The organism is Streptococcus sp. UMB0029, from assembly GCF_002871495.1.
Taxonomy (GTDB): domain Bacteria; phylum Bacillota; class Bacilli; order Lactobacillales; family Streptococcaceae; genus Streptococcus.
This window is the reverse complement of the sequence record NZ_PNGD01000010.1, coordinates 63,792-89,012: the sequence shown is the minus strand read 5'-3', so window position 1 is coordinate 89,012 and position 25,221 is coordinate 63,792. Positions and strand designations below refer to the sequence as shown.

General features: G+C 38.8%; 23 protein-coding genes and 1 tRNA gene. 15 read left to right on the top strand and 9 right to left on the bottom strand.

Going from position 1 to position 25,221, the window contains the following annotated elements:
- The first annotated feature begins 40 nt into the window (after positions 1-40).
- Entirely contained in the window at positions 41-9,613 is a 9,573-nt protein-coding gene (locus tag CJ239_RS08145; RefSeq protein WP_102211192.1) for a Rib/alpha-like domain-containing protein, read from the top strand.
- Positions 9,614-9,723: 110 nt separating this feature from the next.
- Here the strand turns inward: CJ239_RS08145 and lysS are convergent, their stop codons facing one another.
- The 6 genes from lysS to CJ239_RS08115 all read right to left on the bottom strand — a co-directional run bounded on the left by lysS (position 9,724) and on the right by CJ239_RS08115 (position 14,384).
- Positions 9,724-11,214, bottom strand: a complete 1,491-nt coding sequence (lysS, locus tag CJ239_RS08140) for a lysine--tRNA ligase (protein WP_000102451.1) — start codon at positions 11,212-11,214, stop codon at positions 9,724-9,726.
- 153 nt (positions 11,215-11,367) lie between these two features.
- Positions 11,368-11,526 (bottom strand): hypothetical protein, encoded by a 159-nt coding sequence (locus tag CJ239_RS12235; RefSeq protein ID WP_257994508.1) that lies wholly within the window; start codon positions 11,524-11,526, stop codon positions 11,368-11,370.
- Positions 11,527-11,547: 21 nt separating this feature from the next.
- Positions 11,548-12,165, bottom strand: a complete 618-nt coding sequence (locus CJ239_RS08130; RefSeq protein ID WP_102211191.1) for a histidine phosphatase family protein — start codon at positions 12,163-12,165, stop codon at positions 11,548-11,550.
- Positions 12,165-12,647: an aminoacyl-tRNA deacylase gene (locus CJ239_RS08125; RefSeq protein WP_102211190.1), complete on the bottom strand. Its 483-nt coding sequence runs from the start codon at positions 12,645-12,647 to the stop codon at positions 12,165-12,167. The genes CJ239_RS08130 and CJ239_RS08125 overlap by 1 nt, the downstream gene beginning before the upstream one ends.
- Positions 12,647-13,489, bottom strand: coding sequence for a DUF368 domain-containing protein (locus CJ239_RS08120; RefSeq protein ID WP_102211189.1), 843 nt, complete (start codon positions 13,487-13,489; stop codon positions 12,647-12,649). Before CJ239_RS08120 ends, CJ239_RS08125 begins: the two co-directional genes overlap by 1 nt.
- A gap of 94 nt (positions 13,490-13,583) precedes the next feature.
- The gene (locus CJ239_RS08115) at positions 13,584-14,384 is read right to left on the bottom strand and encodes a GH25 family lysozyme (RefSeq protein WP_102211188.1); all 801 of its coding nucleotides are present in this window, start codon (positions 14,382-14,384) and stop codon (positions 13,584-13,586) included.
- A gap of 155 nt (positions 14,385-14,539) precedes the next feature.
- Between CJ239_RS08115 and glmU the strand changes: the two genes are divergently transcribed.
- The 8 genes from glmU (at position 14,540) to CJ239_RS08080 (ending at position 20,688) form a co-directional block, all read left to right on the top strand.
- The gene (gene glmU / locus CJ239_RS08110) at positions 14,540-15,919 is read left to right on the top strand and encodes a bifunctional UDP-N-acetylglucosamine diphosphorylase/glucosamine-1-phosphate N-acetyltransferase GlmU (RefSeq protein WP_102211187.1); all 1,380 of its coding nucleotides are present in this window, start codon (positions 14,540-14,542) and stop codon (positions 15,917-15,919) included.
- Between the two features lie 9 nt (positions 15,920-15,928).
- Positions 15,929-16,474 (top strand): NUDIX hydrolase, encoded by a 546-nt coding sequence (locus CJ239_RS08105; RefSeq protein ID WP_102211186.1) that lies wholly within the window; start codon positions 15,929-15,931, stop codon positions 16,472-16,474.
- Between the two features lie 11 nt (positions 16,475-16,485).
- Positions 16,486-16,797 carry a cell wall synthase accessory phosphoprotein MacP gene (gene macP, locus CJ239_RS08100; protein WP_102211185.1) on the top strand — a complete coding sequence of 104 codons (312 nt, stop codon included), beginning with the start codon at positions 16,486-16,488 and terminating at the stop codon, positions 16,795-16,797.
- Positions 16,798-16,813: 16 nt separating this feature from the next.
- Positions 16,814-17,506 (top strand): 5'-methylthioadenosine/adenosylhomocysteine nucleosidase, encoded by a 693-nt coding sequence (locus CJ239_RS08095; protein WP_102211184.1) that lies wholly within the window; start codon positions 16,814-16,816, stop codon positions 17,504-17,506.
- A gap of 76 nt (positions 17,507-17,582) precedes the next feature.
- On the top strand, positions 17,583-18,074 hold the full coding sequence (rocS, locus tag CJ239_RS08090; protein ID WP_000021242.1) for a chromosome segregation protein RocS: 492 nt from the start codon (positions 17,583-17,585) through the stop codon (positions 18,072-18,074).
- Positions 18,075-18,153: 79 nt separating this feature from the next.
- Positions 18,154-18,279, top strand: coding sequence for a hypothetical protein (locus CJ239_RS12230; protein WP_257994505.1), 126 nt, complete (start codon positions 18,154-18,156; stop codon positions 18,277-18,279).
- 46 nt (positions 18,280-18,325) lie between these two features.
- Positions 18,326-18,916 carry a 3'-5' exonuclease gene (locus CJ239_RS08085; RefSeq protein ID WP_102211183.1) on the top strand — a complete coding sequence of 197 codons (591 nt, stop codon included), beginning with the start codon at positions 18,326-18,328 and terminating at the stop codon, positions 18,914-18,916.
- Between the two features lie 8 nt (positions 18,917-18,924).
- Positions 18,925-20,688, top strand: coding sequence for a glycerophosphoryl diester phosphodiesterase membrane domain-containing protein (locus CJ239_RS08080; RefSeq protein WP_102211182.1), 1,764 nt, complete (start codon positions 18,925-18,927; stop codon positions 20,686-20,688).
- 73 nt (positions 20,689-20,761) lie between these two features.
- On the opposite strand, the gene CJ239_RS08075 is transcribed toward CJ239_RS08080, so the two are convergent.
- The 3 genes from CJ239_RS08075 to CJ239_RS08065 all read right to left on the bottom strand — a co-directional run bounded on the left by CJ239_RS08075 (position 20,762) and on the right by CJ239_RS08065 (position 22,529).
- The gene (locus tag CJ239_RS08075) at positions 20,762-21,061 is read right to left on the bottom strand and encodes a YbaB/EbfC family nucleoid-associated protein (protein WP_042900806.1); all 300 of its coding nucleotides are present in this window, start codon (positions 21,059-21,061) and stop codon (positions 20,762-20,764) included.
- Positions 21,062-21,255: 194 nt separating this feature from the next.
- Positions 21,256-21,498, bottom strand: a complete 243-nt coding sequence (locus CJ239_RS08070) for a type B 50S ribosomal protein L31 (RefSeq protein WP_102211181.1) — start codon at positions 21,496-21,498, stop codon at positions 21,256-21,258.
- 92 nt (positions 21,499-21,590) lie between these two features.
- Positions 21,591-22,529, bottom strand: coding sequence for a bifunctional oligoribonuclease/PAP phosphatase NrnA (locus CJ239_RS08065; RefSeq protein WP_102211180.1), 939 nt, complete (start codon positions 22,527-22,529; stop codon positions 21,591-21,593).
- A 103-nt stretch (positions 22,530-22,632) separates the two neighbouring features.
- Between CJ239_RS08065 and CJ239_RS08060 the strand changes: the two genes are divergently transcribed.
- The 6 genes from CJ239_RS08060 to CJ239_RS08035 all read left to right on the top strand — a co-directional run bounded on the left by CJ239_RS08060 (position 22,633) and on the right by CJ239_RS08035 (position 24,732).
- On the top strand, positions 22,633-23,076 hold the full coding sequence (locus CJ239_RS08060) for a flavodoxin (RefSeq protein ID WP_001162128.1): 444 nt from the start codon (positions 22,633-22,635) through the stop codon (positions 23,074-23,076).
- Positions 23,077-23,191: 115 nt separating this feature from the next.
- Complete coding sequence (locus CJ239_RS08055; protein ID WP_042900803.1) at positions 23,192-23,458, top strand: chorismate mutase; 267 nt, start codon at positions 23,192-23,194, stop codon at positions 23,456-23,458.
- On the top strand, positions 23,455-23,829 hold the full coding sequence (crcB, locus tag CJ239_RS08050) for a fluoride efflux transporter CrcB (RefSeq protein WP_102211179.1): 375 nt from the start codon (positions 23,455-23,457) through the stop codon (positions 23,827-23,829). Before CJ239_RS08055 ends, crcB (CJ239_RS08050) begins: the two co-directional genes overlap by 4 nt.
- Positions 23,823-24,152, top strand: a complete 330-nt coding sequence (gene crcB, locus CJ239_RS08045) for a fluoride efflux transporter CrcB (RefSeq protein WP_102211178.1) — start codon at positions 23,823-23,825, stop codon at positions 24,150-24,152. Before crcB (CJ239_RS08050) ends, crcB (CJ239_RS08045) begins: the two co-directional genes overlap by 7 nt.
- 118 nt (positions 24,153-24,270) lie before the next feature.
- Positions 24,271-24,618: a 50S ribosomal protein L19 gene (rplS, locus tag CJ239_RS08040; RefSeq protein WP_102211177.1), complete on the top strand. Its 348-nt coding sequence runs from the start codon at positions 24,271-24,273 to the stop codon at positions 24,616-24,618.
- 42 nt (positions 24,619-24,660) lie between these two features.
- Positions 24,661-24,732 (top strand) — tRNA-Arg (locus CJ239_RS08035).
- The last annotated feature ends 489 nt before the right edge of the window (positions 24,733-25,221 follow it).

Here is a 25,221-nt window from a genome sequence, read left to right as displayed (position 1 = left end):
TATATATTAACTGACATTTGTCAGAAAAAGGAGTAAGGGAATGTTTAAACCCAAAGGGCGTCATGTTCGCCAATCGCAAGTGGAGAAATTCACACGTTACAGTATTCGTAAGGTTAGTTTCGGTGCGGCTAGTGTAGCTGTAGCTACTGGATTGTTTTTCCTTGGTGGAGGAAGCGTCCAAGCGGCTGAACAAGCAACTAATCCAGAAACTAGAGAAGTTCAAAATCCTCAAAATCTAAATGATAAGTCCCCGGAACCCTCTAAGGAGGTTGTTGGACAAGCATCTGCTACTGGTAAAGCGACCGATGGACAACAAACTAGTTCTGCTAAAGAGTCTGCGACTAACACACAAGCAAGTCCAGTTGAAACTCCAAATGTAGTGACAGAAAAAGTTGTTATTAATACCGCATCATTAGAAGATTTAGTTGCTAAAGCTGAAAGTCGATTGAGTCAATTAACCGAAGGCAAGAAAACAAAATCAGTCATTGATGATGCTAAAAACTTGGTTAATAAAGCAAAAGAGCTTTTAAATGATGATACAAAAACACAGGCAAAAGTTAATGCATTGGCTAAACAACTTTCAAGTAACCTTGTCATTTTAAACAGTATCAAATCAGAAACAACAAAAGTAAACAAAAACCAAAATCCAAGAAATGGACAAGCCATTCCTGGAAAAGGGGAAAGTGAGTTTAGAGATACAGGTACGGTTGCAGATGGTACTGAAAATCCTGTTGCTGTAAATACGAATGATATTACACAAAAAGCTTCTGAATTAGAGGCGGAAATCGCAAAAGTTGAATCTTTAATCTCTGCTGAAAATGCTAAAGGAGAAGGGCAAACAGATAAAGAGTTCGTAGGAATACTAACACAGGTAAAAGAGTCTGCACAAGCTGTTAGAAATAAAGGGAACAACATCCCAACAACAGAAAAAGAAAAGCATGCACTTTTACAAGAGTTAAAAGATAAAGTAGATTTATTGAAACTATACCAAGCTAAAAAATTAGATTGGGGAGCACCAGCCAATAATCACTTAGCAAATTATGGGAATAATCCATCTGATGCAGTAATTAGTAATTTAAATGATACTTTTGGAACGCCTGACTTTTCAAATGCTACATCACATACAAAACGTGCAGAAAATCAAGCTTCTGGTATACGTGGTGCTATTAATTTGGGTTCAGCAACTTATCATTGGAAACAAAAAGAAATAACGGTTGATGAAGCTAAAGCAGGAGCTTTGGGCGGCTGGAAGATTGTTGATAAAGAAGGTGCAAACACCGTAAATATTGTTAAACCAGAAGCACCTACTGATATAGAATATAAAGAAGGACAATCAGCAACCACATATGCACCAAAACCAGCAAAAGTTTATGATAATAACGGTCATGTTACAGCTACTGGTGGTCAAGGCAGACCAAACGCTGGTGGTGGAGTACTAAATTATATGATTAGTACTGATCGTTTGGGAAATGGAAGTATAGGAAAAGTTAATAAAGATTATTATGTAGAATTAAAAAAACAAGGAACAACTATCTATAAAGATTTCGACGTAAACCCTAACTCTCATTTGTATGCTAATCTTGTCTTTTCTAGTGCTTATGGTAAATTAGGTTTGTCTTCAACAGGTGAAAAAATAAAAATGAAAATAGTTGATGCATATACAGGTCAACCATTATCAGAATTAACTAGAAAAGATGGAAAAGCTTCAGATACAGAATTTATTGGACAACCTGGATCAGATTCGGATGGTTTTGCTGCATTATGGCGTGTAGTAAAAGTGCCTGAAGGGACGACTAAGGTACGTGTATTTGTAGAAGCAGGAGATCAGCCAACAACTTCTGATTACTTGAATGGTCATAAGGTTGAAGATGGATATATAGTTGCAGGACTAGGATTAACTCCAGGACCAGCACTGACTTTAACGACGACAGTTGTTTCAGGTAGAGATAAAGAAGCATATGGTTATACAGATGATTCTATTTATAAAAATGCTCAAAAAGGAACGTTTAATGTAACGCTAAGTAATAATGGTGGAGTAGGAGTAGTATATCAGACTAAGTATGAAGTTACGTTGAAAGTTCCTAAAGGTGTTAAGTTAGGTACATTACAAGGGACAGACTTGAATGAAGTAAATGGCAAAAGTTTATTTGCTCCAAGTTATACTTATGACTTTAAATATAACAAAGATACACGAGAACTTACTTTTAAAATTGATTTACCAAAACGAGATATTAATCCAACAAGTGGTAAATCCAACACTGTTTCGATCCCATTTGAAGTAACGCCTGATTTTGTCGGAGAAGCAACATTTGAGGTAGTAGGGAAAAATGGATTTGGAGGAAAAGATAAATTAGGAAATATGATCTTACCGTATGGAATAGTTGGTGCGGATAGATATAATACTCCAGTGAATGTAAATGCTAATAGTTTAGAAACTTCCGATAATCCAGACTATAAATATAATCGTAGTATTTATATTGATTCTATGACAGGAAATAGCACTATAACTGTACCAGTTGGAACAACTTTTGAAAAAGCAAAAGAAGCAGCAACAGTAAGTGCTGAAGAATTACTAAATTCAGAAGCTTATAGAGAAAAATTAGCAACATTAAAAGCTACTGCTGCTCTAAATTTAAGTGAAACAAGTTTAATTGCAATGGTACAAGGTTATTCTACAGCTGCTGTAAAAGAAAATAGTGGAACTCTAAAAGTACCAGTTATTCACACTGTTGGAAGTAAGAAATTTAATAATCAAATAGACATTAATGTGAATGTAGTGGCATCTACTAAGCAACAGAAAGTTGTTTTTGAAGGAGATACAATCCAAAATGATGATATTAAGGGGAAAATAACTCCTGCTACAATTCCTGGATATACAGCTACAACAAATAATGTTCAAAATCTGCCTACAACAACTGGTAAAGCTGGACAAGTAATTAATGTTGAAACAACAGTATCTTATACGAAGGGAAATGTTGTACTTCCTGAAACAGTAACAGTTCCAGTGTTGGTGTTACCAAAAGCAACTGGTGAAGTAGAAGTACAAAAAGGAGCCCCAGTAGATAAAGTTAAAGAAGTAGCGAAAGCAAAAGCGACAGAAGTAGCAACATCAGCTGATTTCAAAGCTAAATTACCAGAAGGTTCTAAAGATGTAGTGGTTGGTGAGATTACAGAAGAAGTTTTAGCAACAATGACTGCAGAAAAAGGAACGAACAAAGGAATCGTTAAAGTTCCAGTAACATACACAGTAGATGGAACAACTTATACAAAAGATGCAGAAATTACGGTTAATGTATTAGGTTCAGAACCAAAAACAGTCTACACTGTAGAAGGAACAAAACCAGATGCTGAGAAAGTTAAGAATGCCGTAACACCAGGTACTGGAGGAACTGTAGGAACACCAACAGAAACTGATTTACCAGAAACAACAGGGAAAGTTGGAGCTAAAGATGTAACTGCAACTACAACAGTAACGTATCCAAGTGGAACAGAAACTGTAAAAGTCCCAGTAGAAGTATTGCCAAAAGCAACACCAGAAAAAGTAACAACATTAAAAGATACAACTAGTGACACCCTAACAACAGCAGTGAAAGAAAAAGCACAAGCTGCACTAGGTAAATTGACTTTACCATCAGTAGTTACAGTAGAATTAGTTCCAAATCAAAATTATACTGTTCCAGCAACGGATTCTAATGGTGATAAAACAGCAGTACCAGTAAAAGTACAATACAAAGACAGCACAGGTACAGTAGTAGCAGAAGATACTATTTTAGTCCCAGTTACAGTAGTAAGCTCAACTCCAAGTAAAATTGTCGTATTCGAAGGTGAAAAACCAACAGCAGAGCAAGCGAAAGCAGCTGTAACACCAGGAACAGATGGTACAAAAGGTGAACCAACAACATTACCAGAAACAGCAGGTAAAGCAGGAGCCACAGACGTTAAAGTTGACGTACCAGTAACTTATGACAATGGTAAGATAACCGAAACAGTGAAAGTACCAGTAACAGTTTTACCAAAAGCAACTGGTGAGGTAGAAGTACCTAAAGGGGCAACCGTAGATAAAGTAAAAGAAGTAGCAAAAGCAAAAGCGTCAGCATTAGTAGAAGAAGCAGGCTTCAAAGGAAAATTACCAGAAGGTTCTAAAGATGTAGTGATTGGTGAGATTACAGAAGAAGTTTTAGCAACAATGACCGCAGAAAAAGGAACAAACAAAGGAATCGTTAAAGTTCCAGTAACTTATTCAGTAGATGGAACAACTTATACAAAAGATGCAGAAATTACGGTTAATGTATTAGGTTCAGAGCCAAAAACAGTTTACACTGTAGAAGGCACAAAACCAGATGCTGAGAAAGTTAAGAATGCTGTAACACCAGGTACTGGAGGAACAGTAAACGCTCCATCAGAAGCAGGATTACCAGACACAACAGGTAAAGTAGGAGCAAAAGATGTAACTGTACCAACAACAGTAACATATCCAACAGGAGATGAAACTGTAAATGTACCAGTTGAAGTATTACCAAAAGCAACACCAGAAAAAGTAATCACATTAAAAGATACAACTAGTGACAACCTAACAACAACTGTAAAAGAAAAAGCACAAGCTGCACTTGGTAAATTAACACTACCATCAGGAGTTACAGTAGAATTAGATCCAAATCAAACATATACTGTTCCAGCAACAGATTCTAATGGTGATAAAGGTAATGTACCAGTAAAAGTACAATATAAAGACGCAACAGGTACTGTAGTAGCAGAAGATACAATTAGTGTACCAGTAACAGTAGTAAGCTCAACACCAAGTAAAATCGTTGTGTTCGAAGGTGAAAAACCAACAGCAGAGCAAGCGAAGGGAGCAGTAACTCCAGTTACTGGAGGTACAGTGGGAACACCAGCAGAAACTGCTTTACCAGAAACAGCAGGTAAAGCAGGAGCCACAGACGTTAAAGTTGACGTATCAGTAACATATGACAATGGAAAATTAACAGAAACAGTAAGTGTTCCAGTAACAGTTTTACCAAAACCAGAAGCTGATGAAATTCTTGTTCCTAAAAATGGCGATAAAGATAAAGCAAAAGAAAAAGTGCTTGCTCAAGCTGAAAAAGCGATTGCTGATGGAACATTTACAGGTAAACTACCACAAGGTGCTAGAGTTGAGATTGATAAAACAGCTCCAGTAACAGTTCCTGACTTAACAGATGATACTGAAGTGGATGTAACTGTTAAATATACTGTAGATGGTCAAGAAAAAACAACAACTGTTAAAGTCCCAGTTACAGTAGTTGAAGGTGTACCACAAATTGTCCCAGTGGATGAAAACAACAAACAACCAGATCCAGAGAAGAGCATCGATAAAACAGATTATCCAGAAGGTTCTAGATTTAGATACAAAACTCCAGATGGACAAACAAGTCCAATCGATGTAACAACAACTGGAGATAAGAACGTGGTTGTTGAAGTGCTTGATCCACAAGGAAACACAATCGTTGAAGTACCAGCAACTGTACATGTAGTAGGTAGCACACCACAATTTGTCGTAGCAGATCCAACTAAGAAACAACCAGAGGTAAAAGACAGTATCACTCAAGGAGACTATCCAGAAGGAACAACATTTGAGTACAAGACACCAGTAGATACAACAACTTCAGGAGAAAAAGATGTAACTGTTGTAGCTAAGCTGAATGGTCAACCAATTGCAGAAGTTCCTGCAAAAGTAGTGGTAGTAGATCCTAAGACACAATACGTAGTAGCAGATCCAAGCAAACCACAACCAGATGCTTCTAAGAGCATTGATCCAGAACAATACCCAGATGGCACAACATTTGAGTACAAAACTCCAGTAGATACAACTACACCAGGCGAAAAAGACGTTACTGTAGTCGTGAAAGATTCAGATGGAGATACACTTGTAGAAGTACCAACAAAAGTGAAGGTTGTACAAGGAAATCCACAAATCGTTCCAGTAGATGAAGGTAAGAAACAACCATCACCTGAAGATAGTATTGATCCGAATGATTACCCAGATGATGCAACATTTGAGTATAAAGAAGAAGTAGATACATCTACACCAGGTGATAAGAAAGTTACTGTTGTTGTGAAACAAGGAGATAAGGTACTTGTTGAAGTGCCATCTACAGTACGTGTAGTAGGTAGCACACCACAATTTGTGGTAGCAGATCCAGCTAAGAAACAACCAGAAGCGAAAAACAGTGTTACTACAGGAGACTATCCAGAAGGAACAACATTTGAGTACAAGACACCAGTAGATACAACAACTCCGGGAGAAAAAGATGTAACAGTTGTAGCGAAATTAGACGGGCAACCAATTACAGAAATTCCAGCTAAGATTGTTGTTGTAGAACCTAAGACACAATACGTAGTAGCAGATCCAAGCAAACCACAACCAGATGCTTCTAAGAGTATTGATCCAGAACAATACCCAGATGGCACAACATTTGAATACAAGACTCCAGTAGATACGACTACACCAGGCGAAAAAGACGTTACTGTAGTCGTGAAAGATTCAGATGGAGATACACTTGTAGAAGTACCAACAAAAGTGAAGGTTGTACAAGGAAATCCACAAATCGTTCCAGTAGATGAAGGTAAGAAACAACCATCACCTGAAGATAGTATTGATTCGAATGATTACCCAGATGATGCAACATTTGAGTATAAAGAAGAAGTAGATACCTCTACACCAGGTGATAAGAAAGTTACTGTTGTTGTGAAACAAGGAGATAAGGTACTTGTAGAAGTACCATCTACAGTACGTGTAGTAGGTAGCACACCTCAATTTGTGGTAGCAGATCCAACTAAGAAACAACCAGAGGCAAAAGACAGTGTCATTCCAGGAGACTATCCAGAAGGAACAACATTTGAGTACAAGACACCAGTAGATACAACAACTTCAGGAGAAAAAGATGTAACTGTTGTAGCGAAGCTAAATGGTCAACCAATTGCAGAAGTTCCTGCAAAAGTAGTGGTAGTAGATCCTAAGACACAATACGTAGTAGCAGATCCAAGCAAACCACAACCAGATGCATCTAAGAGTATTGATCCAGAACAATATCCAGATGGAACAACATTTGAATACAAGACTCCAGTAGATACGACTACACCAGGAGAAAAAGATGTAGTTGTCGTTGCGAAAGATGGCGAAGATAAACTTGTTGAAGTACCAACAAAAGTGAAGGTTGTACAAGGAAATCTACAAATCGTTCCAGTGGATGAAGGTAAGAAACAACCATCACCTGAAGATAGTATTGATTCAAATGATTACCCAGAAGATGCAACATTTGAGTACAAAGAAGAGGTAGATACATCTACACCAGGTGATAAGAAAGTTACTGTTGTTGTGAAACAAGGGGATAAGGTATTAGTTGAAGTACCGTCTACAGTACGTGTAGTGGAAAGTTATCCTAAATATGTCCCAGTAGATCCAACTAAGAAACAACCAGATCCGAAAGAGAACATTAATCCGAATGATTTCCCAACTGGAACAACATTTGAATATAAAGATAACACTCCAGTAGATACAACAACACCAGGAGAAAAAGATGTAACAGTTGTAGCGAAGTTAAATGGACTACCAATTACAGAAATTCCAGCTAAGATTGTTGTTGTAGAACCTAAGACACAATATGTCCCAGTCAATGCTGAAAGTGATAAGAAACCAAAACCACAAGGTAGCATTACACCAGATGATTATCCAGAAGGAACAACATTTGAGTACAAGACACCAGAAGGACAAACAACTCCATATGATGGATCAACACCAGGTGAAAAAGACGTTACTGTAGTCGTGAAAGATTCAGATGGAGATACAATTGTAGAAGTACCTGCGAAGATTAAAGTCGTTCAAGGCAAAGAACAATTAACTCCAGTAAATGCTGAAGATAAAGATAAACCTAAAGCTGAAGATAGTATCACACCAAGTGACTATCCAGAAGGTTCAACATTCGAATACAAAGTTCCAGAAGGACAAACAACTCCATATGATGGAACAACTCCAGGGGATAAACCAGTTACAGTAGTTGTAAAAGATAAAGATGGAAAAGTGTTAGTTGAAGTTCCAGCTACTATTAAAGTAGTTGAAACAAAACCAACACCGATTGAAACACCAGTAACCACAACACCGTTAACCCCAGAGGATTACACAAAAGGAATTAAGATTCCAGAAGGCGGTAAAGTAACGAATGTTGCAAACATTCCCGACTTAACAACGCCAGGTAAGAAAGATCCAGTTAAGGTAACGATTGAATTGCCAAATGGCAAAGTTATTACAGTGGACGTTCCAGTAACTGTTACTCCAGTTAAGGAAATTGAAACACCAGTAACCCCAACACCGTTAACCCCAACACCGTTAACCCCAGAGGATTACACAAAAGGAATTAAGATTCCAGAAGGTGGTAAAGTAACGAATGTTGCAAACATTCCAGACTTAACAACGCCAGGTAAGAAAGATCCAGTTAAGGTAACGATTGAATTGCCAAATGGCAAAGTTATTACAGTGGAAGTTCCTGTAACTGTTACTCCAGTTAAGGAAATTGAAACACCAGTAACCACAACACCGTTAACTCCAGAGGATTACACAAAAGGAATTAAGATTCCAGAAGGTGGTAAAGTAACGAATGTTGCAAACATTCCAGACTTAACAACGCCAGGTGAAAAAACACCTGTAAAAGTAACGATTACATTACCAAATGGTAAATCTTATACTGTGGACGTTCCAGTAACTGTTACTCCAGTTAAGGAAATTGAAACCCCAGTAACCCCAACACCGTTAACCCCAGAGGATTACACAAAAGGAATGAAGATTCCAGAAGGTGGTAAAGTAACGAATGTTGCAAACATTCCCGACTTAACAACGCCAGGTAAGAAAGATCCAGTTAAGGTAACAGTAGAGTTGCCAAATGGCAAAGTGATTACAGTGGAAGTTCCAGTAACTGTTACTCCAGTTAAGGAAATTGAAACACCAGTAACCCCAACACCGTTAACCCCAGAGGATTACACAAAAGGAATTAAGATTCCAGAAGGTGGTAAAGTAACGAATGTTGCAAACATTCCAGACTTAACAACGCCAGGTAAGAAAGATCCAGTTAAGGTAACGATTGAATTGCCAAATGGCAAAGTTATTACAGTGGAAGTTCCTGTAACAGTAACACCTAAATCACAAAATGGTGGCGGAGCAATTGCTCAAAATGGTGGTTCAACTGTTCAGATTGTAACGGAATATCTTGATGAAAATGGTAACCGAATTACTTCAGATAAAGAAGGAAAACACAATCCAATAGAGTTGGAAGGATATGAATTTAGTCATTCAACAACGGATGCTAAAGGAAATACACTACATCACTATAAGAAAGTGAAAAAACCAATCAATCAAGAGCAACCAAGTGCTCCAGAGACTCCTACAAGTCCAGAAAAACCAGTAGCTACTCCGGTTCAGACAAGTTCTACAGATTCTAAACAAGTAGCTGAAACAACCGTATCCAATGATAAGAAGGAATTACCAAATACTGGTACAGAAGATAAGGCTGGTCTAGCTAGTCTTGGACTTCTTGGAATGTTGGGTGCATTCGGACTCGTAGCTCGTAAGAAAAAAGAAGACTAAGAAAGAAACTTCTTTTCTGAAGTCTGATAGAAAAATAGACTGAGGTGAAAACTTCAGTCTATTTCTTTTTACTGTAAAAAAACCTCTGGCAAGTACCAGAGGATAAGAGCTTATTTCATTGTTGGGAAGAGCAATACATCACGGATAGTGGTTGTATCAGTGAGGAGCATGCAGAGACGGTCGATACCGATTCCCAAACCACCTGTTGGTGGCATACCATATTCAAGAGCTTCGATGTAGTCGTAGTCGATACCTGTCGCTTCATCGTCACCAAGTTCTTTGGCTTTAGCTTGGGCTTCGAAACGGCTAAGTTGGTCGATTGGGTCGTTGAGCTCAGTAAAGGCATTACCGTACTCCTTAGTCATGATGAAGAGCTCGAAACGGTCTGTAAAGCGTTCGTCTTCAGGATTCTTCTTCGCGAGTGGAGATACAGCTACTGGATGTCCATAGACAAAGGTTGGTTGAATCAAGGTTTCTTCAACGAACTCTTCAAAGAAGGCATTGATAATGTGACCAACTTCAGTGTAGTGTTTCTCAACTGGAACTTTCTTCTCCGCAGCGATAGCTTTGGCTTCTTCCAAAGTCATATCTTGCCAGAAATCGACACCAGTAATTTCTTTGATAGCATCCACCATATGAACACGTTTAAATGGCTCGTTAATCTTGATTTCAGTACCTTGATAGTTAACTGGGCCGTCGCCTTTGACTGATTTAGCAGCGTGTTGGATAATACCCTCAGTCAAGTCCATAATGTCTTGGAAATCTGCATAAGCTTGGTAGACTTCGATAGAAGTAAATTCAGGGTTATGAGTAGCATCCATTCCTTCGTTACGGAAGATACGGCCAATTTCATAGACACGTTCCATACCACCAACGATAAGGCGTTTCAAGTGAAGCTCGGTTGCGATACGAAGCACCATGTCAATGTTTTGGGCATTGTGGTGAGTGATAAATGGACGGGCAGCAGCACCACCAGCTTCGTTGTGAAGAACAGGTGTTTCCACTTCAAGGAAGCCTTTTTGGTCAAGGTAACGACGAATTTCAGAGATGATTTTTGAACGAGTGACAAAGCGTTCGAAGCTTTCACGGTTAGAAATCAAGTCCAGGTAACGTTTACGGTAAATTGTTTCAACGTCTGTCAAACCGTGGAATTTCTCTGGAAGTGGACGAAGTGCCTTAGACAAGTGTGTAATGTGAGTCGCCTTGATAGAGAGTTCTCCCATATCTGTACGCATCACTTCACCCTCGACACCAAGGAAGTCACCAAGGTCTGCTTTTTTGAAGATTTCGTAGTTTTCTTCACCGACAGCATCCTTACGAACGTAAATCTGAATCTGGCCTTCGCGGTCTTGAAGGTGGGCAAATCCAACTTTACCTTTACCACGTTTGGTCACCAAGCGTCCTGCGATAGTAGCTGTTTCGTTTTTATCGTGTAATTGTTCTTTATCGAGGTCAGCATATTTATCTTTTAATTCTTGAGAGTTAGCAGTACGTTCAAAGCGTTTTCCAAAGGGATCGATTCCTTGTTCACGAAGCGCAGCCATTTTTTCACGGCGAACGATCTGCTGGTCATTTAGTTCTTCCATATGTTCTGTTGACATGGGATCCTCCTAGTTTTACTCAAAATTGAATACGATGAGTCATTTTTTGCGATACTCCCATTTTATCATAAATAGTCAAGAAATTCACGGATAATCTTTAAAAACTAAAAAGAACTTGACGCTAATACTCTTCGAAATTCTCTTCAAACCACGTCAACGTCGCCTTGCCGTAGATATGTTACTGACTTCGTCAGTTTCATCTACAACCTCAAAACCATGTTTTGAGCTGACTTCGTCAGTTTCATCTACAACCTCAAAGCAGTGCTTTGAGCAGCCTGCGGCTAGTTTTCTAGTTTGTTCTTTGATTTTCATTGAGTATAAAATCAAGTTCTGTTATTGATAGGAGGTATCATTCCACGTATCGAGAGTGAATGTTTCAAAATCATGGGTTTCTAAAATTGTCAGGCTGGCATTTGCTAGACCACCATCTTTACGAAGAAGAGGTTCTTTATAGCCTAGTAGAGTACGAAGACTGGCAGTAAGATTGGCGCCGTGGCCGACAATTAGAATACGCTCAGCTGGACTATCTTTGAGTGATTTGATAAATTGGATGGTCCGTTTTGTTGTGCTATAGAGGGATTCGGCTCCAAACATTTGAGTGTCAAATTTAGCAAGATTCGTACGGAAAGCTTTGATTTGTTGCGGGTAAATAGCTTCCAAGGTTGCGATTTTTAATCCTTCTAATTTCCCCAGCTGCCATTCACGGAGATTAGGAACACTTTCTAAAGGACAAGGCATCTGAAGTTGACTTTGGATAATCTCAGCAGATTTGACCGCTCGAGGTAAATCACTTGCATAAATCTGATCAAAAGGAATCTCCTTGAGATACTGGCCGAGTTTTTTGAGAGTGTCAATGGATTCAGGAAGAAGAGGAGAATCGCCACTAGCACCTTGAAAACGTCCTTCCTGATTCCAGACTGTACGGCCGTGGCGGATAAAGTAGAGTTTCATTACTTACTGTCCTCCAAGATATCTGCAAAGTCAGCTTTTACAAAGCTAGCCAAGTCTTGTGGTGCGACGATAATGCTGTGACCAAGTTCGCCAGCAGAGACAATCATTTGATCCAAGTCTAGAGCAATCTTATCGATAAAAATGGGGTAATTGTGTTTCTGACGAATACCGACAGGATTATTGGCTCCGTGAATGTAGCCAGTTGTTTTTTCTAAGTCCTTTTGTGGAATCATGCTCACTTTTTTATTGCCAGAAAATTTAGCTAATTTCTTTTCTGACAGGTGTTGAGTGATAGGGACAATTCCGATAATCGGTCCTGTTTTATCTCCCAAAAGAGCCAAGGTTTTGAAAATCTGATCTCGTTCATAACCTTGAGGCAGTTCTCCTTCAAGCGCATTGATTTGAATCCCCTGATGTGGGATATCTGCTTTAGACAGGATTTGTTCCACCAATGTTTTTTTGATTTTAACTTTTTTTGCCATTATTTATACTTATCCTCCAATTGGCTCATCCAAATACCAAGCCAGATTCCTAGTGCAAAGAAGAAGGCGATGATGACATAACCGACATGTGAAAGCCCCATGTATTGGATACTTTCAGCGTTTCCTGCATTTGGGATTAAGATTAAAAGAGTACTTGATAAGACGATTCCGATGATGAAATGATAGACGCGTGAGTGGTAGTTATTTAAGGCATAATCCATCAATTTTGAAAAAATAATGAGAGTTGCGCCTGCTCCGATTCCAATCGGGAAGAAGGTTCCCAAGAGGTCAAAGGTTTTAAAACCAGTCAACATAGGAGCATAGAGACCCAAAATCAAAAGTAGGTTTGATGGACTGAGACCAGGAACCAATACGCCGAGAGCTAGTAGTGCACCTGCTAGGACGAAGTTAAGAAAGCTGGTACTTAAGGTTCCAACGACAAAATTTAAGGCATAGAGCCCTAGTCCAGAAATGATAAAGGTTGCCCAGAACCAAGCTAAATCAAACTTGTCTCGGTCAGATTCTCGAGTTGATTCTTTGAGGAGGCTAGGAACAGTACCAATGATAGCCCCTGCAAAGCTCCATAAAACAAAGACCTGATAATTTTCAAGCAGGTATTCAATCGGGTAAGAAAATAAGCCAATTCCCAGAAGCATACCGATGGCAACTGGAATAAAGTACAAAACATTTTCTTTAAAGTCTTTAAAGGGATGGGCCAGAAAGCCAATCATCCGTTCATAAATTCCTAAGATTGCTGCTAGAACCCCTCCAGAAATTCCCGGTAGGATAAATCCAAGAGCAATGACAATCCCTTTAATAAGGCGTGCTAACCATGAGAGCATATATTTCCTCCAACTATTTCAATTTCAAAAACTCCTTACTATATTGTATCACAATCTATAATAAAAAGAAAAAGCAAATGATAAACAAATGCTTTTAAGGTTTTAAAAAGAGTTTTCTAAAGGTTTCTTCTTTGTTTTTTAAGGAAGAGATGACGTTGATATCCAAATCGTGATCAAAGCCAGCAATTTTTCCTTTAGAAGTGTACTGGTGGATGTCGTAATCTAAATCAGTCTTTGGAGTTGCCTCGTAAAAACCTGAGTCAGAACCATAGGAAGGAATCCAAACAGATGTAAATTTATCTGTATCAATACTGTGTTCTTCCATGAAGTAGACTCCAACGTAGATTCCGATGTTTTTAGCACCTAGGGATTCTAGCTTTGCCCGAAAGGCTTCAACCCCTTCGTTCATATTGGACATGGTTTTGTCTTCCACATCTAGCCAATAGTAGCTAGGGCTGTATGGAGATGAAGCGTTATAAAAAACTTCAGCGGCCTTTTCCATTTCTTGGACATTTTTTCCAGCAACATAGGCATAGACCCCAACGGGTACATTTCGTTTTTGAAACTCAGTGATATGGGTTTTAAAGGCCTTATCAATACCATTAACATAGGAAGCATCGTTCTCTTTGGATGTTTGAGCACCACTATGGACGCGAACAATGGCTCCAGAAATGTTTTGGGAGAGAGTATCGTAATTGATTTCCTCAGGACGCTGCCAACCAGACACATCAATTACTGGTTTATTTATATTATGTAACGCTTGAGTCTCTACTTGCGCGATATTTGACTTTGTTTTTACAGGATGGTTCTCAAAACGAGGGCGATTCAGGATTAAAATGAAAATCATAATCCCAAAAAAACCAAACAAAATAAGCGGATTAATTTTCTTTCTCATATCTCATAATTTTACCTTAAAAATGAAAAAAAATCAAAAAAAATACTCAAAAAATGGGTTAAGGAAAGGACTTTGGAGCATTTTTTCATTCAAGAGCGCGGAATGATTTGAAATATGGTATAATAAAAGGGAATTTCTAGAGAAAAGAGAAGATTATGTCAAATTATGCCATTATTTTAGCAGCGGGTAAAGGGACTCGTATGAAATCTGATTTGCCAAAAGTGTTGCATAAGGTTGCGGGTATTTCTATGTTGGAACATGTTTTCCGTAGTGTGGGAGCTATCCAACCTGAAAAGACAGTAACAGTTGTAGGACACAAGGCGGAATTGGTTGAAGAGGTCTTGGCTGGACAGACAGAATTTGTGACTCAATCTGAACAGTTGGGTACTGGCCATGCAGTTATGATGACAGAGCCAATCTTAGAAGGTTTGTCAGGTCACACCTTGGTCATCGCAGGAGATACTCCTTTAATCACAGGTGAAAGTTTGAAAAACTTGATTGATTTCCATATCAATCATAAAAATGTGGCGACTATCTTGACTGCTGAAACGGATAATCCTTTTGGCTATGGACGAATTGTTCGTAATGACAATGCTGAAGTTCTGCGCATTGTGGAGCAGAAGGATGCCACAGATTTTGAAAAGCAAATCAAGGAAATCAACACTGGAACTTACGTTTTTGATAACGAGCGTTTGTTTGAAGCTTTGAAAAATATCAATACCAACAATGCTCAAGGCGAATATTACATTACAGATGTCATTGGCATTTTCCGTGAAGCTGGTGAAAAAGTTGGCGCTTATACTTTGAAAGATTTTGATGAAAGTCTTGGGGTAAACGACCGTGTGGCTCTTGCGACTGCTGAGTCAGTGATGCGTCGTCGCATCAATCATCAGCACATGGTTAATGGCGTTAGCTTTGTTAATCCAGAAGCAACTTATATCGATATTGATGTTGAGATTGCTCCTGAAGTTCAACTCGAAGCCAATGTTACCTTGAAAGGGCAAACGAAAATTGGTTCTGAGACTGTTTTGACAAACGGTACTTATGTAGTGGATAGCACTATCGGAGCAGGAGCTGTCATTACTAACTCTATGATTGAGGAAAGCAGTGTTGCAGATGGAGTGACTGTCGGACCTTATGCCCACATTCGTCCAGGTTCAAGTCTAGCTGCCCAAGTCCATATTGGAAACTTTGTTGAGGTGAAAGGTTCTTCAATCGGTGAGAATACTAAGGCTGGTCATTTGACCTATATCGGAAACTGTGAAGTGGGTAGCCATGTTAATTTCGGTGCAGGAACTATTACAGTCAACTACGATGGCAAAAACAAATACAAGACAGTCATTGGTAACAATGTCTTTGTTGGTTCAAATTCAACCATTATTGCACCAGTAGAACTTGGTGACAATTCCCTCGTTGGAGCTGGTTCAACTATTACCAAAGACGTGCCAGCAGATGCGATTGCTATTGGTCGCGGACGCCAGGTTAATAAAGACGAATATGCAACACATCTTCCTCATCATCCCAAGAATCAGTAGGAGCCTATCATGGAATTTGAAGAAAAAACGCTTAGCCGAAAAGAAATCTATCAAGGACCAATATTTAAACTGGTTCAAGATCAGGTTGAATTACCAGAAGGCAAGGGAACTGCCCAACGTGATTTGATTTTCCACAATGGAGCTGTCTGTGTTTTAGCCGTAACCGATGAGCAAAAACTCATCTTGGTCAAGCAGTACCGCAAGGCCATTGAGGCAGTCTCTTACGAAATTCCAGCTGGAAAACTTGAAGTAGGAGAAAATACAGACCCTGTTGCAGCGGCTCTGCGTGAATTAGAGGAAGAAACAGCCTATACAGGGAAGTTAGAACTCTTGTACGATTTTTATTCAGCCATTGGCTTCTGTAATGAAAAACTAAAACTATACCTAGCAAGAGATTTGACAAAGGTGGAAAATCCGCGTCCGCAGGATGAAGATGAAACCTTGGAAGTCCTAGAAGTAAGTCTAGAAGAAGCCAAGGAATTGATCCAATCAGGTCATATCTGCGATGCCAAGACAATTATGGCTGTTCAGTATTGGGAATTGCAGAAAAAATAGAGGAGGTCAATATGGGTAAACCTTTATTAACGGATGAAATAATCGAAAGAGCTAATAGAGGAGAAAATATTTCAGGTCCCCCTTTGCTAGATGATGAGGAGACAAAAATTTTACCAACCTCTTCTTCCCGTTTTGGTTATGCCAATCCTAAGGATCATGGATTTAGCCAGGAAACCTTGAAGATTCAGGTTGAACCGTCTATTCATAAAAGCCGTCGCATTGAAAATACCAAGAGAAATGTCTTCAATTCTAAACTGAATAAAATCTTATTCGCAGTCATCTTTCTCTTGATTTTGCTTGTCTTAGCAATGAAACTTTTGTAATAGAAAAGGAATTGAAATGAAAATAGGAATTATTGCGGCTATGCCAGAAGAACTGGCTTATCTGGTCCAGCATCTAGACAATGCTCAGGAGCAAGTTGTTTTAGGGAATACCTATTATACAGGAAACCTTGCCTCGCATGAGGTCGTTCTTGTAGAAAGTGGAATTGGTAAGGTCATGTCTGCTATGAGTGTGGCGATTTTGGCTGATCATTTCCAAGTGGATGCTTTAATTAATACGGGATCAGCTGGGGCAGTAGCAGAAGGTATTGCTGTTGGTGATGTTGTGATTGCTGACAAATTAGCCTATCATGATGTGGATGTCACAGCTTTTGGTTATGCTTATGGACAAATGGCGCAACAACCGCTTTATTTCGAATCAGATAAAACCTTTGTTGCTAAAATTCAAGAGAGTTTATCTCAATTGGATCAGAACTGGCATCTTGGTTTGATTGCTACAGGAGATAGTTTTGTTGCAGGAAATGACAAGATAGAAGCGATTAAGTCCCATTTCCCAGAAGTTTTAGCTGTTGAGATGGAGGGGGCCGCTATTGCTCAGGCAGCGCATGCCCTTAATCTTCCAGTTTTAGTTATTCGAGCTATGAGTGATAATGCCAACCATGAAGCAAACATCTCTTTTGATGAGTTTATTATCGAAGCTGGACGTCGCTCTGCCCAAGTCTTGTTAGCCTTTTTGAAGGCCTTAGATTAAGCGAAAATTTGACAGTTTTTCTAGCTTATGATAAGATTTAAGTAAAGAAAAGCTAGAAAACGTTTCAGAGGATATTATGAGTATTGAAATGACCGTCAGTGAGATTGCAGAGGTCTTAGGATTATCTCGCCAAGCAATCAATAACCGTGTCAAAGAATTACCTGAAGAAGACACAGATAAAAATGACAAAGGGGTAACAGTCGTTACCAGAAGTGGCTTGATTAAGCTAGAAGAAATCTATAAAAAAACGATTTTTGAAGATGAGCCTGTCAGTGAAGATGTCAAGCAACGTGAACTGATGGAGATTCTGGTTGATGAGAAGAATGCAGAAATTCTTCGTCTCTATGAACAATTAAAAGCCAAGGATCGTCAGTTATCAGAAAAAGACGAGCAGATGCGTATCAAGGATCGTCAGATTGCTGAGAAAGATAAACAACTCGATCAGCAGCAACAATTGACTCTTCAAGCCATGAAGGATCAAGAAAATCTTAAGCTAGAGCTGGACCAAGCAAAAGAAGAAGTCCAATCAACTAAGAAAGGCTTTTTTGCTCGTTTATTTGGAGGATAATCAAGGAGCTGTTTAGGTTACATGCTAACCTGATGGCTTCTTTTGTTTCTAAATAGTATAGTTGCTCAATTAATACTCAATGAAAATCAAAGAGAAAACTAGGAAGCTAGCCGCAGGCTGCTCAAAGCACTGCTTTGAGGTTGTAGATAAGACTGACGAAGTCAGTTACATATATCTACGGCAAGGCGAAGCTGACGCAGTTTGAAGAGATTTTCGAAGAGTATAAAATAACAGTATAGGAGAGGTAGAAAATGGAACGATTAGAAGATTACATTGCTTTCGATTTAGAATTTAATCAGCATGAAGGGCAAACACACTTGATTCAAGTATCGGCAGTGCGTTTTAGAGATGGTCAGGAAATCGATGCCTATGATTCCTATGTTCATACCAGTGTGCCTCTAAAAAGCTTTATCAATGGTTTGACAGGGATTACAGTCGAGACCTTAAAAGATGCTCCTCCAGTGGAGGAAGTTATAAAAGAATTCCAAGAGTTTGTGGGTTCTTTACCCATGGTTGGATACAATGCTGCTAAAAGTGATTTGCCTATTTTAGCAGAGCATGGTTTAGATTATAGCCAGCAGTACAAGGTGGACTTGTATGATGAAGCTTTTGAACGTCGGAGTTCGGATTTACATGGTATTGCCAATCTTAAATTGCAAACTGTTGCCTCGTTTCTTGGATTTCAAGGTCAGTCTCATAATAGCCTAGAGGATGCTCGGATGACGGCGCGTGTTTACGAGTCCTTTCTAGAGTCAGACCAGGCTAGAGAATTGTTAGGGGCAGAAAGTAGCCTCTCGAACAATCCTTTTGGGGGCTTGGACTTGTCTCAATTATTTGACTAGGAGTGCCTATGAAACCTGAAAAACCTAAAAATCTAGGTTTTAGGAAAATCTACTTTAATCTAGATAAAATACTCTTTCTCTTTTTCTTGACTTTCATGATGATTGAGTTTGTCTGGTTACCTCTCAATTCTTGGGTTGCTGGACTTTTGCTCCGACAGACAGGCTATCTCTTTCTTTCCTACAACAATATTTTTGCTATTATAAAGGGTTCTCCCTTTGTTAGTTTGGCTTTATTTGTTCTAGTAATTGTTAATTTATTGGTCGCCTATTACCAGATAGGACTTCTCTTTATCGGGGCTCGCCACCTCCTCTATCATGAAAAGAGAACCCTACTGGAGTACAGTCGCAAGGTCTTTCGTCAAAGTTTCTTATTCATGAAGCAAGTGACGATTTCCAAAATGGCCTTTATCTTCTTTTATGTCATGATGCTCTTTCCATTGATTCGAAAGATTTTAAAGATTTATTACCTCAATAAAATTGTCATTCCGGATTTTATCGTTGATTATGTTGAAGACAAGTATTGGCTAGTAGGTATAGTGGTTACTATTCTGGCTTTACTTCTGTTTTACATTTCAGTGCGTTTGATGTTTGCCCTACCTCAGCTTTTATTTGAGAAGAAAACAGTCAAAGAGGCAGTCAGATACAGTCTAGAGAAGACCAAAAGGCAATCCTGGTTTTATATTTGGAACTTGCTCTGGATTATTATCAAAACGTATCTATTTTTCATTCTTTTCTTGATTCCAATCTTAGCAAGTCAGGCACTGATGGATGGAGTGACCCATAAGGAATCTCTTGTACTGGGAATTATCAACTTTGTCTTGATTAAGAATTTCCACTATATGGCCTTGACCTATTTCCTTATTAAGTTTGTTTCCTTTTTGACAGGAGAAGAGCTAGAAATCACACCAAGGAGAAAGAAAGACCACTGGATGAGATGGGGAGTGATGGGCTGTGCAGGTATCTTTTTCGCTCTTGAGGGATATGTTTATTTGGAAGCGCCAGTTGCCAATAAACCTTTAGTTATTTCTCACAGAGGAGTATCTAATAGGAATGGTGTGCAGAATACAGTCCAATCGCTAGAAAAAACCGCTCAGTTATCTCCAGATTTCGTTGAGACAGATGTTCAGGAAACAAAAGATGGCCAGTTTGTCATGATGCATGATGCTAATATCAAGAATTTGACAGGAGTCAATGCCAATCCTCAGGATCTAACTTTGGATGAATTAACCAAACTTGATATTTCTGAAAATGGCTATCACACCAAGGTGTCTAGTTTTGATGATTATCTTAACAAAGCCAATGAATTGCATCAAAAACTCCTTATTGAAATTAAAACCAGTCGAAAAGATAGTCCAGATATGATGAAACGCTTTATGGACAAATATGGAGCTGTTATTAAGCAGAATGGGCACCAAATGCAGTCCTTAGACTACCATGTGATTGACCAAGTGCTAGCCTACGACTCACAAATTCCAGTCTATTTCATCCTACCTTACAATAGTATCTTTCCAAGAACCAAAGCTACAGGTTATACCATGGAGTATTCAACTTTAGATGAAAATTTTGTCAACAAGCTTTGGAATACCGATCAGAAATTGTACGTCTGGACCATTAATAGTTCAGAGTCCTTTGATAAATCTGTTCATTTGGGAGCGGATGGCATGATAACGGATGATTTGGAAATGATTCAAGAGCAAGTTACCATTGCCCAAGAAGACCCAGAGTATACGGATTTGCTTTTCAAACAGGCCATGGAATTCTTTAATTTTTAGTAATTAAAAAGAGGAACAGTTGTTCCTCCCACGATAGGCAAGTATTCTCTTGAATGCTTGTTTTTTCTTATGCTTAGAATGGCAATTTTCCAGCGAAAGCACCCAGTTTTTTCTTGGTAGTCTCATCGATTTGTTCAAGAGCAGAGTTGATGGCTTGAACGGTCATATCAGAAAGAGTTTCGAGGTCTTCTGGGTCAACGACAGCTGGATTGAAGTCAATGCTGATAACTTTCTTATCTCCAGTTAAGGTCGCTTGGACAAGGTCTTGAGCAGATTTGCCAACAAATTGCATAGCAGCAAGTTCTGCTTGGCTTTGTTCCATTTGTTTTTGAAGTTTTTGTGCTTGACGCATCATGTTTTGCATGTTCATCATGGTGATTTACAGTTTCCTTTTTCAATTATTTTCTTTTTTATTTTATCAATTTTGAGGTTAAAAGTCTATTGTTAGTATAAATCCCCTAACATTAAATTACCGAAGAGATTTTCGAAGAGTACGAGTCTGGAATATGAAAACAGCAGTTAATTTCAAGAAATAAAAAAAGAACAGCCGAAGCTGTCTTTTTATCATTATTTGAGACCGTATTTTTTGTTGAAACGATCCACGCGTCCATCTGCTTGAGTGAACTTTTGACGTCCAGTGTAGAATGGGTGTGAGTATGATGAAATCTCCACACGGATCAATGGGTAAGTTTCGCCTTCGAACTCAACTGTTTCGTTAGAGCGTTTTGTTGAACCGCTAAGGAATTGGTAACCAGTAGTTGTGTCCATGAAGACAACTGGGCGATATTCTGGATGGATATCTTTTTTCATTTTACAATATTTCCTTTCTGCCATGGTCTCTTTGCGAGCCATAGATTATTACCATACTAGTCTATCAAATTCTAATGAGTTTGACAAGTCTTTTACTTGTTTTTAAGCAAGTTTTTTAACTTTTGGTAGATGATTTCGTTTTCTTCCAAACTATAGGAGTTAGCACCACTTGCTAGAGGATGACCACCACCATCATGTTCTTTAGCAATTTCATTGATTGGACGAATTTTACTACGTAGACGGACGCGGTAGTGACCATCCGCTTGTTCAACAAAAATTCCCCAGAGACTCACACTGTCAATGCGTCCAGGTGCACCGACAATGGCTGCAGTTTCAGCATCGGTAACATTGAATTGTTTCAAGACTTCTTGACTCAGGATAATGCGAGCAGCACCATTTTCATCCACTTCCAGATGGTCGTAGATGTAGCCTTGAAGTTTAGCAATTTTGTAGCTCATAGTGTCCATTTTGCGAGTGAGAGCCGAAAAATCAAAGTTCTGTTCTCTCAGAGAGGCAGCCAGGCGGAGGGTGCGTGCAGTGGTAGAAGGGTAGAGGAAACGACCTGTATCACCAACAATTCCTGCAAAAAGTAGCTCAGCAGCGCGATCTGACAAGGCCAGTTGAGTTGTTTCAGCAAATAGGGTAATCATCTCACTAGCGCTACTTGAACTAGTCTCCACCCAAGATAGGTCACCGTATACATCATCATTTGGATGGTGGTCAATCTTAATGAGAAAATCACCTTGACTATAGCGCTTATCATCGATACGAGCAGTGTTAGCCGTATCACAGACGATGACAAGGGCGCCTTGGTAGGTACTATCTTCAACATGATCCATTTCAGCCATCCAAGTAAGAGTTGGTTCATCAAAACCAACGGCTTTGATGGTTTTTTTGGGGAAATGATGTTCCAGCAAGGCTTTCAATCCCACCTGACTTCCCAAGGCATCAGGGTCTGGTTTCATATGACGGTGAATGATAATTGTGTCATATTCTTTGATTTTTTCTAAAATTTGATGGCAAATGTCCATAAATAACCTCAATTCTTTCTCATTTCATTGTAGCACAAGAATTTTTATTTTTAAAATGAAAAAGATGTGATATAATGGAGAAAGATAAATTGAGGAGGACGATATGGCATTAGCAAAAATTGTATTTGCCAGTATGACAGGTAATACCGAAGAAATTGCAGATATTGTAGCAGACAAATTACGTGACTTGGGCTTGGATGTCGATGTTGATGAATGTACAACTGTTGACGCTTCAGACTTCTTGGAAGCAGACATCGCTATCGTTGCGACCTATACTTATGGTGATGGAGAATTGCCAGATGAGATGATGGACTTCTACGAAGACTTAGCAGACCTCAACTTGAATGGCAAAATCTACGGAGTGGTTGGCTCAGGTGATACTTTCTACGATGAATTCTGTAAAGCTGTTGATGACTTTGATCGTGTCTTTGTTTCAACAGGAGCAGAAAAAGGTTCAGAGTGTGTTAAAGTTGATCTCTCTGCTGAGGAAGAAGACATTGAACGTTTAGAACAATTCGCAGAAGAATTGGCTGCTAAAGTAGGATAAGCATAAATGTGCGCTGATGCAATCAATCAGTGCATTTTTCTTATCGTGAGTTGGGATTTTACTAGCCTATTTGGTGGTTTTTTGATAAAATAATTCAAATAAAGGAGGAGATTGTATGGATTTAAAGAGTATTCGGCAAGAGATTGATCAAATCGACAACCAAATTGTCAAACTGTTAGAAGAGAGAATGCATTTAGTTGAAGGGGTTGTCGCTTATAAGAAGGCTTCAGGGAAACCGATTTTAGATACCAAGAGAGAAGCAGTTATTTTTGAAAAGGTCAGAAATCGTGTAGAAGACAAGCGCTATCAGGAGACTATTGTAGCAACGTTTTCGGACATACTCAAACGTTCGCGTGATTATCAGGATCAAAACATCAAATGAAAAAAGAACAATTTTATCCGCTAGGGATTTTTCTAGCTGCTATGTTGGGTGGATTGGTCCGCTACCTGGTTTCTACTTGGTTACTAGCCAGTCCAGATTTTCCTTGGGGTACTCTCTTTGTTAATTATCTGGGAATTTTCTGCCTGGTTTATCTTGTCAAGGGCTATCTGGTCAATAAGGGGACTAGTAAGGGCTTGGTTTTAGCACTGGGAACAGGTTTTTGTGGAGGTTTGACAACCTTTTCTAGCCTAATTCTTGATGCTGTTAAGCTGCTCGACACAGGGCGTTATCTTAGTTTGGTCCTGTATTTGCTTTTGAGTATCGGTGGAGGTTTGCTTTTGGCTTACTATTTGGGGAGGAAGAAATGGTAATCATTTATCTTGCAATTGCTTGTGGTTTTGGGGCTTTAGTACGGTATCTCTTTTCCCGCTATAATCAAGCTTCTAAATTGCCACTCGGAACGCTCATAGCCAATCTTTTAGGTTGTTTTTTGATTGGATTATTCTACAATCATGTAGAGTCTAAGGAAGTCTATGCTATTCTAGCAACTGGCTTTTGCGGAGGTTTAACAACCTTCTCTACCTTGAATGACGAACTGCAAAGACTGCTAAGCGATAAGAAGGTCTTTTATTCTTACCTGACTTTGACCTACCTAGGTGGTTTAGTTGCGATTTTTTTAGGAATTCTGCTATAAATTTCTTTACTTTTTTGTGGAAATTTGGTAGACTGTATCTTGTGTGTAATGGACGCACAAAAATACAGTTTATCCGCTGAGGAAGGTTCCTCAAGATTGACAAAGATAGGAGAATAAAATGAATCCATTAATCCAAAGCTTGACTGAAGGTCAACTTCGTACAGATATCCCATCATTCCGTCCTGGTGACACTGTTCGTGTACACGCGAAAGTTGTCGAAGGTAACCGTGAACGTATCCAGATTTTTGAAGGTGTTGTTATTGCACGTAAAGGTGCTGGCATCTCAGAAAACTACACAGTTCGTAAAATCTCTAACGGTGTAGGTGTTGAGCGTATCTTCCCAATCCACACTCCACGTGTTGAAAAAATCGAAGTTGTACGTTACGGTAAAGTACGTCGTGCGAAATTGTACTACTTGCGTACTCTTCAAGGTAAAGCAGCTCGTATCAAAGAAATTCGTCGTTAATTCGACTAAAAAACTCTGCTTTTTCAGCAGAGTTTTTATCTAGCTCCCTTAGTTCAATGGATATAACAACTCCCTCCTAAGGAGTAGTTGCTGGTTCGATTCCTGCAGGGGGCATTTTTAGTACAGTAAAGAAAGAAAAAAGAATCTAGAAAGTTTATTTATAGGCAATCATCACAATTTAGTTTTTTAAAATAGATTAGTGTTTTTTCTTTGACTAATTCATAATCAAAATTTTACCAAAAGTTATATTTTGATCAATGATTACAGAATAAAGTGAATCTGCATAGTAACTTTGACATATATTAGTTTAAAAATAAGGACTTCCTTTGTTAGAATGTCCTTATTTTTATTATGGAATTAGACAAATGAGGTTAAGGTTAAGATCTATGAACTTAGAAAGCAAGTACAAAGCTTTAAATAGCTTTCAAAAAGATTTGGTGTGGATTTTTTGGGCTAAGGTATGTGACAAAATGAATTGATTGTTATGAAATAGATAGCCTAAAAAATGGGGAAAATCGTTATTATTCCCCTGAATTTGATATGTTGTACAAGACTATTTCTGGTCTGTTAAATATATCAATAACAAAATCTAAACATGATAGT

What these genes read in the sequence shown, in the direction of transcription:
- CJ239_RS08145 (WP_102211192.1), top strand. Translation starts at nt 41, where the DNA reads ATGTTTAAACCCAAAGGGCGTCATGTTCGCCAATCGCAAGTGGAGAAA.
- lysS (WP_000102451.1), bottom strand. Translation starts at nt 11,214, where the DNA reads ATGTCAACAGAACATATGGAAGAACTAAATGACCAGCAGATCGTTCGC.
- CJ239_RS12235 (WP_257994508.1), bottom strand. Translation starts at nt 11,526, where the DNA reads ATGAAAATCAAAGAACAAACTAGAAAACTAGCCGCAGGCTGCTCAAAG.
- CJ239_RS08130 (WP_102211191.1), bottom strand. Translation starts at nt 12,165, where the DNA reads ATGAAACTCTACTTTATCCGCCACGGCCGTACAGTCTGGAATCAGGAA.
- CJ239_RS08125 (WP_102211190.1), bottom strand. Translation starts at nt 12,647, where the DNA reads ATGGCAAAAAAAGTTAAAATCAAAAAAACATTGGTGGAACAAATCCTG.
- CJ239_RS08120 (WP_102211189.1), bottom strand. Translation starts at nt 13,489, where the DNA reads ATGCTCTCATGGTTAGCACGCCTTATTAAAGGGATTGTCATTGCTCTT.
- CJ239_RS08115 (WP_102211188.1), bottom strand. Translation starts at nt 14,384, where the DNA reads ATGAGAAAGAAAATTAATCCGCTTATTTTGTTTGGTTTTTTTGGGATT.
- glmU (WP_102211187.1), top strand. Translation starts at nt 14,540, where the DNA reads ATGTCAAATTATGCCATTATTTTAGCAGCGGGTAAAGGGACTCGTATG.
- CJ239_RS08105 (WP_102211186.1), top strand. Translation starts at nt 15,929, where the DNA reads ATGGAATTTGAAGAAAAAACGCTTAGCCGAAAAGAAATCTATCAAGGA.
- macP (WP_102211185.1), top strand. Translation starts at nt 16,486, where the DNA reads ATGGGTAAACCTTTATTAACGGATGAAATAATCGAAAGAGCTAATAGA.
- CJ239_RS08095 (WP_102211184.1), top strand. Translation starts at nt 16,814, where the DNA reads ATGAAAATAGGAATTATTGCGGCTATGCCAGAAGAACTGGCTTATCTG.
- rocS (WP_000021242.1), top strand. Translation starts at nt 17,583, where the DNA reads ATGAGTATTGAAATGACCGTCAGTGAGATTGCAGAGGTCTTAGGATTA.
- CJ239_RS12230 (WP_257994505.1), top strand. Translation starts at nt 18,154, where the DNA reads ATGAAAATCAAAGAGAAAACTAGGAAGCTAGCCGCAGGCTGCTCAAAG.
- CJ239_RS08085 (WP_102211183.1), top strand. Translation starts at nt 18,326, where the DNA reads ATGGAACGATTAGAAGATTACATTGCTTTCGATTTAGAATTTAATCAG.
- CJ239_RS08080 (WP_102211182.1), top strand. Translation starts at nt 18,925, where the DNA reads ATGAAACCTGAAAAACCTAAAAATCTAGGTTTTAGGAAAATCTACTTT.
- CJ239_RS08075 (WP_042900806.1), bottom strand. Translation starts at nt 21,061, where the DNA reads ATGATGAACATGCAAAACATGATGCGTCAAGCACAAAAACTTCAAAAA.
- CJ239_RS08070 (WP_102211181.1), bottom strand. Translation starts at nt 21,498, where the DNA reads ATGAAAAAAGATATCCATCCAGAATATCGCCCAGTTGTCTTCATGGAC.
- CJ239_RS08065 (WP_102211180.1), bottom strand. Translation starts at nt 22,529, where the DNA reads ATGGACATTTGCCATCAAATTTTAGAAAAAATCAAAGAATATGACACA.
- CJ239_RS08060 (WP_001162128.1), top strand. Translation starts at nt 22,633, where the DNA reads ATGGCATTAGCAAAAATTGTATTTGCCAGTATGACAGGTAATACCGAA.
- CJ239_RS08055 (WP_042900803.1), top strand. Translation starts at nt 23,192, where the DNA reads ATGGATTTAAAGAGTATTCGGCAAGAGATTGATCAAATCGACAACCAA.
- crcB (WP_102211179.1), top strand. Translation starts at nt 23,455, where the DNA reads ATGAAAAAAGAACAATTTTATCCGCTAGGGATTTTTCTAGCTGCTATG.
- crcB (WP_102211178.1), top strand. Translation starts at nt 23,823, where the DNA reads ATGGTAATCATTTATCTTGCAATTGCTTGTGGTTTTGGGGCTTTAGTA.
- rplS (WP_102211177.1), top strand. Translation starts at nt 24,271, where the DNA reads ATGAATCCATTAATCCAAAGCTTGACTGAAGGTCAACTTCGTACAGAT.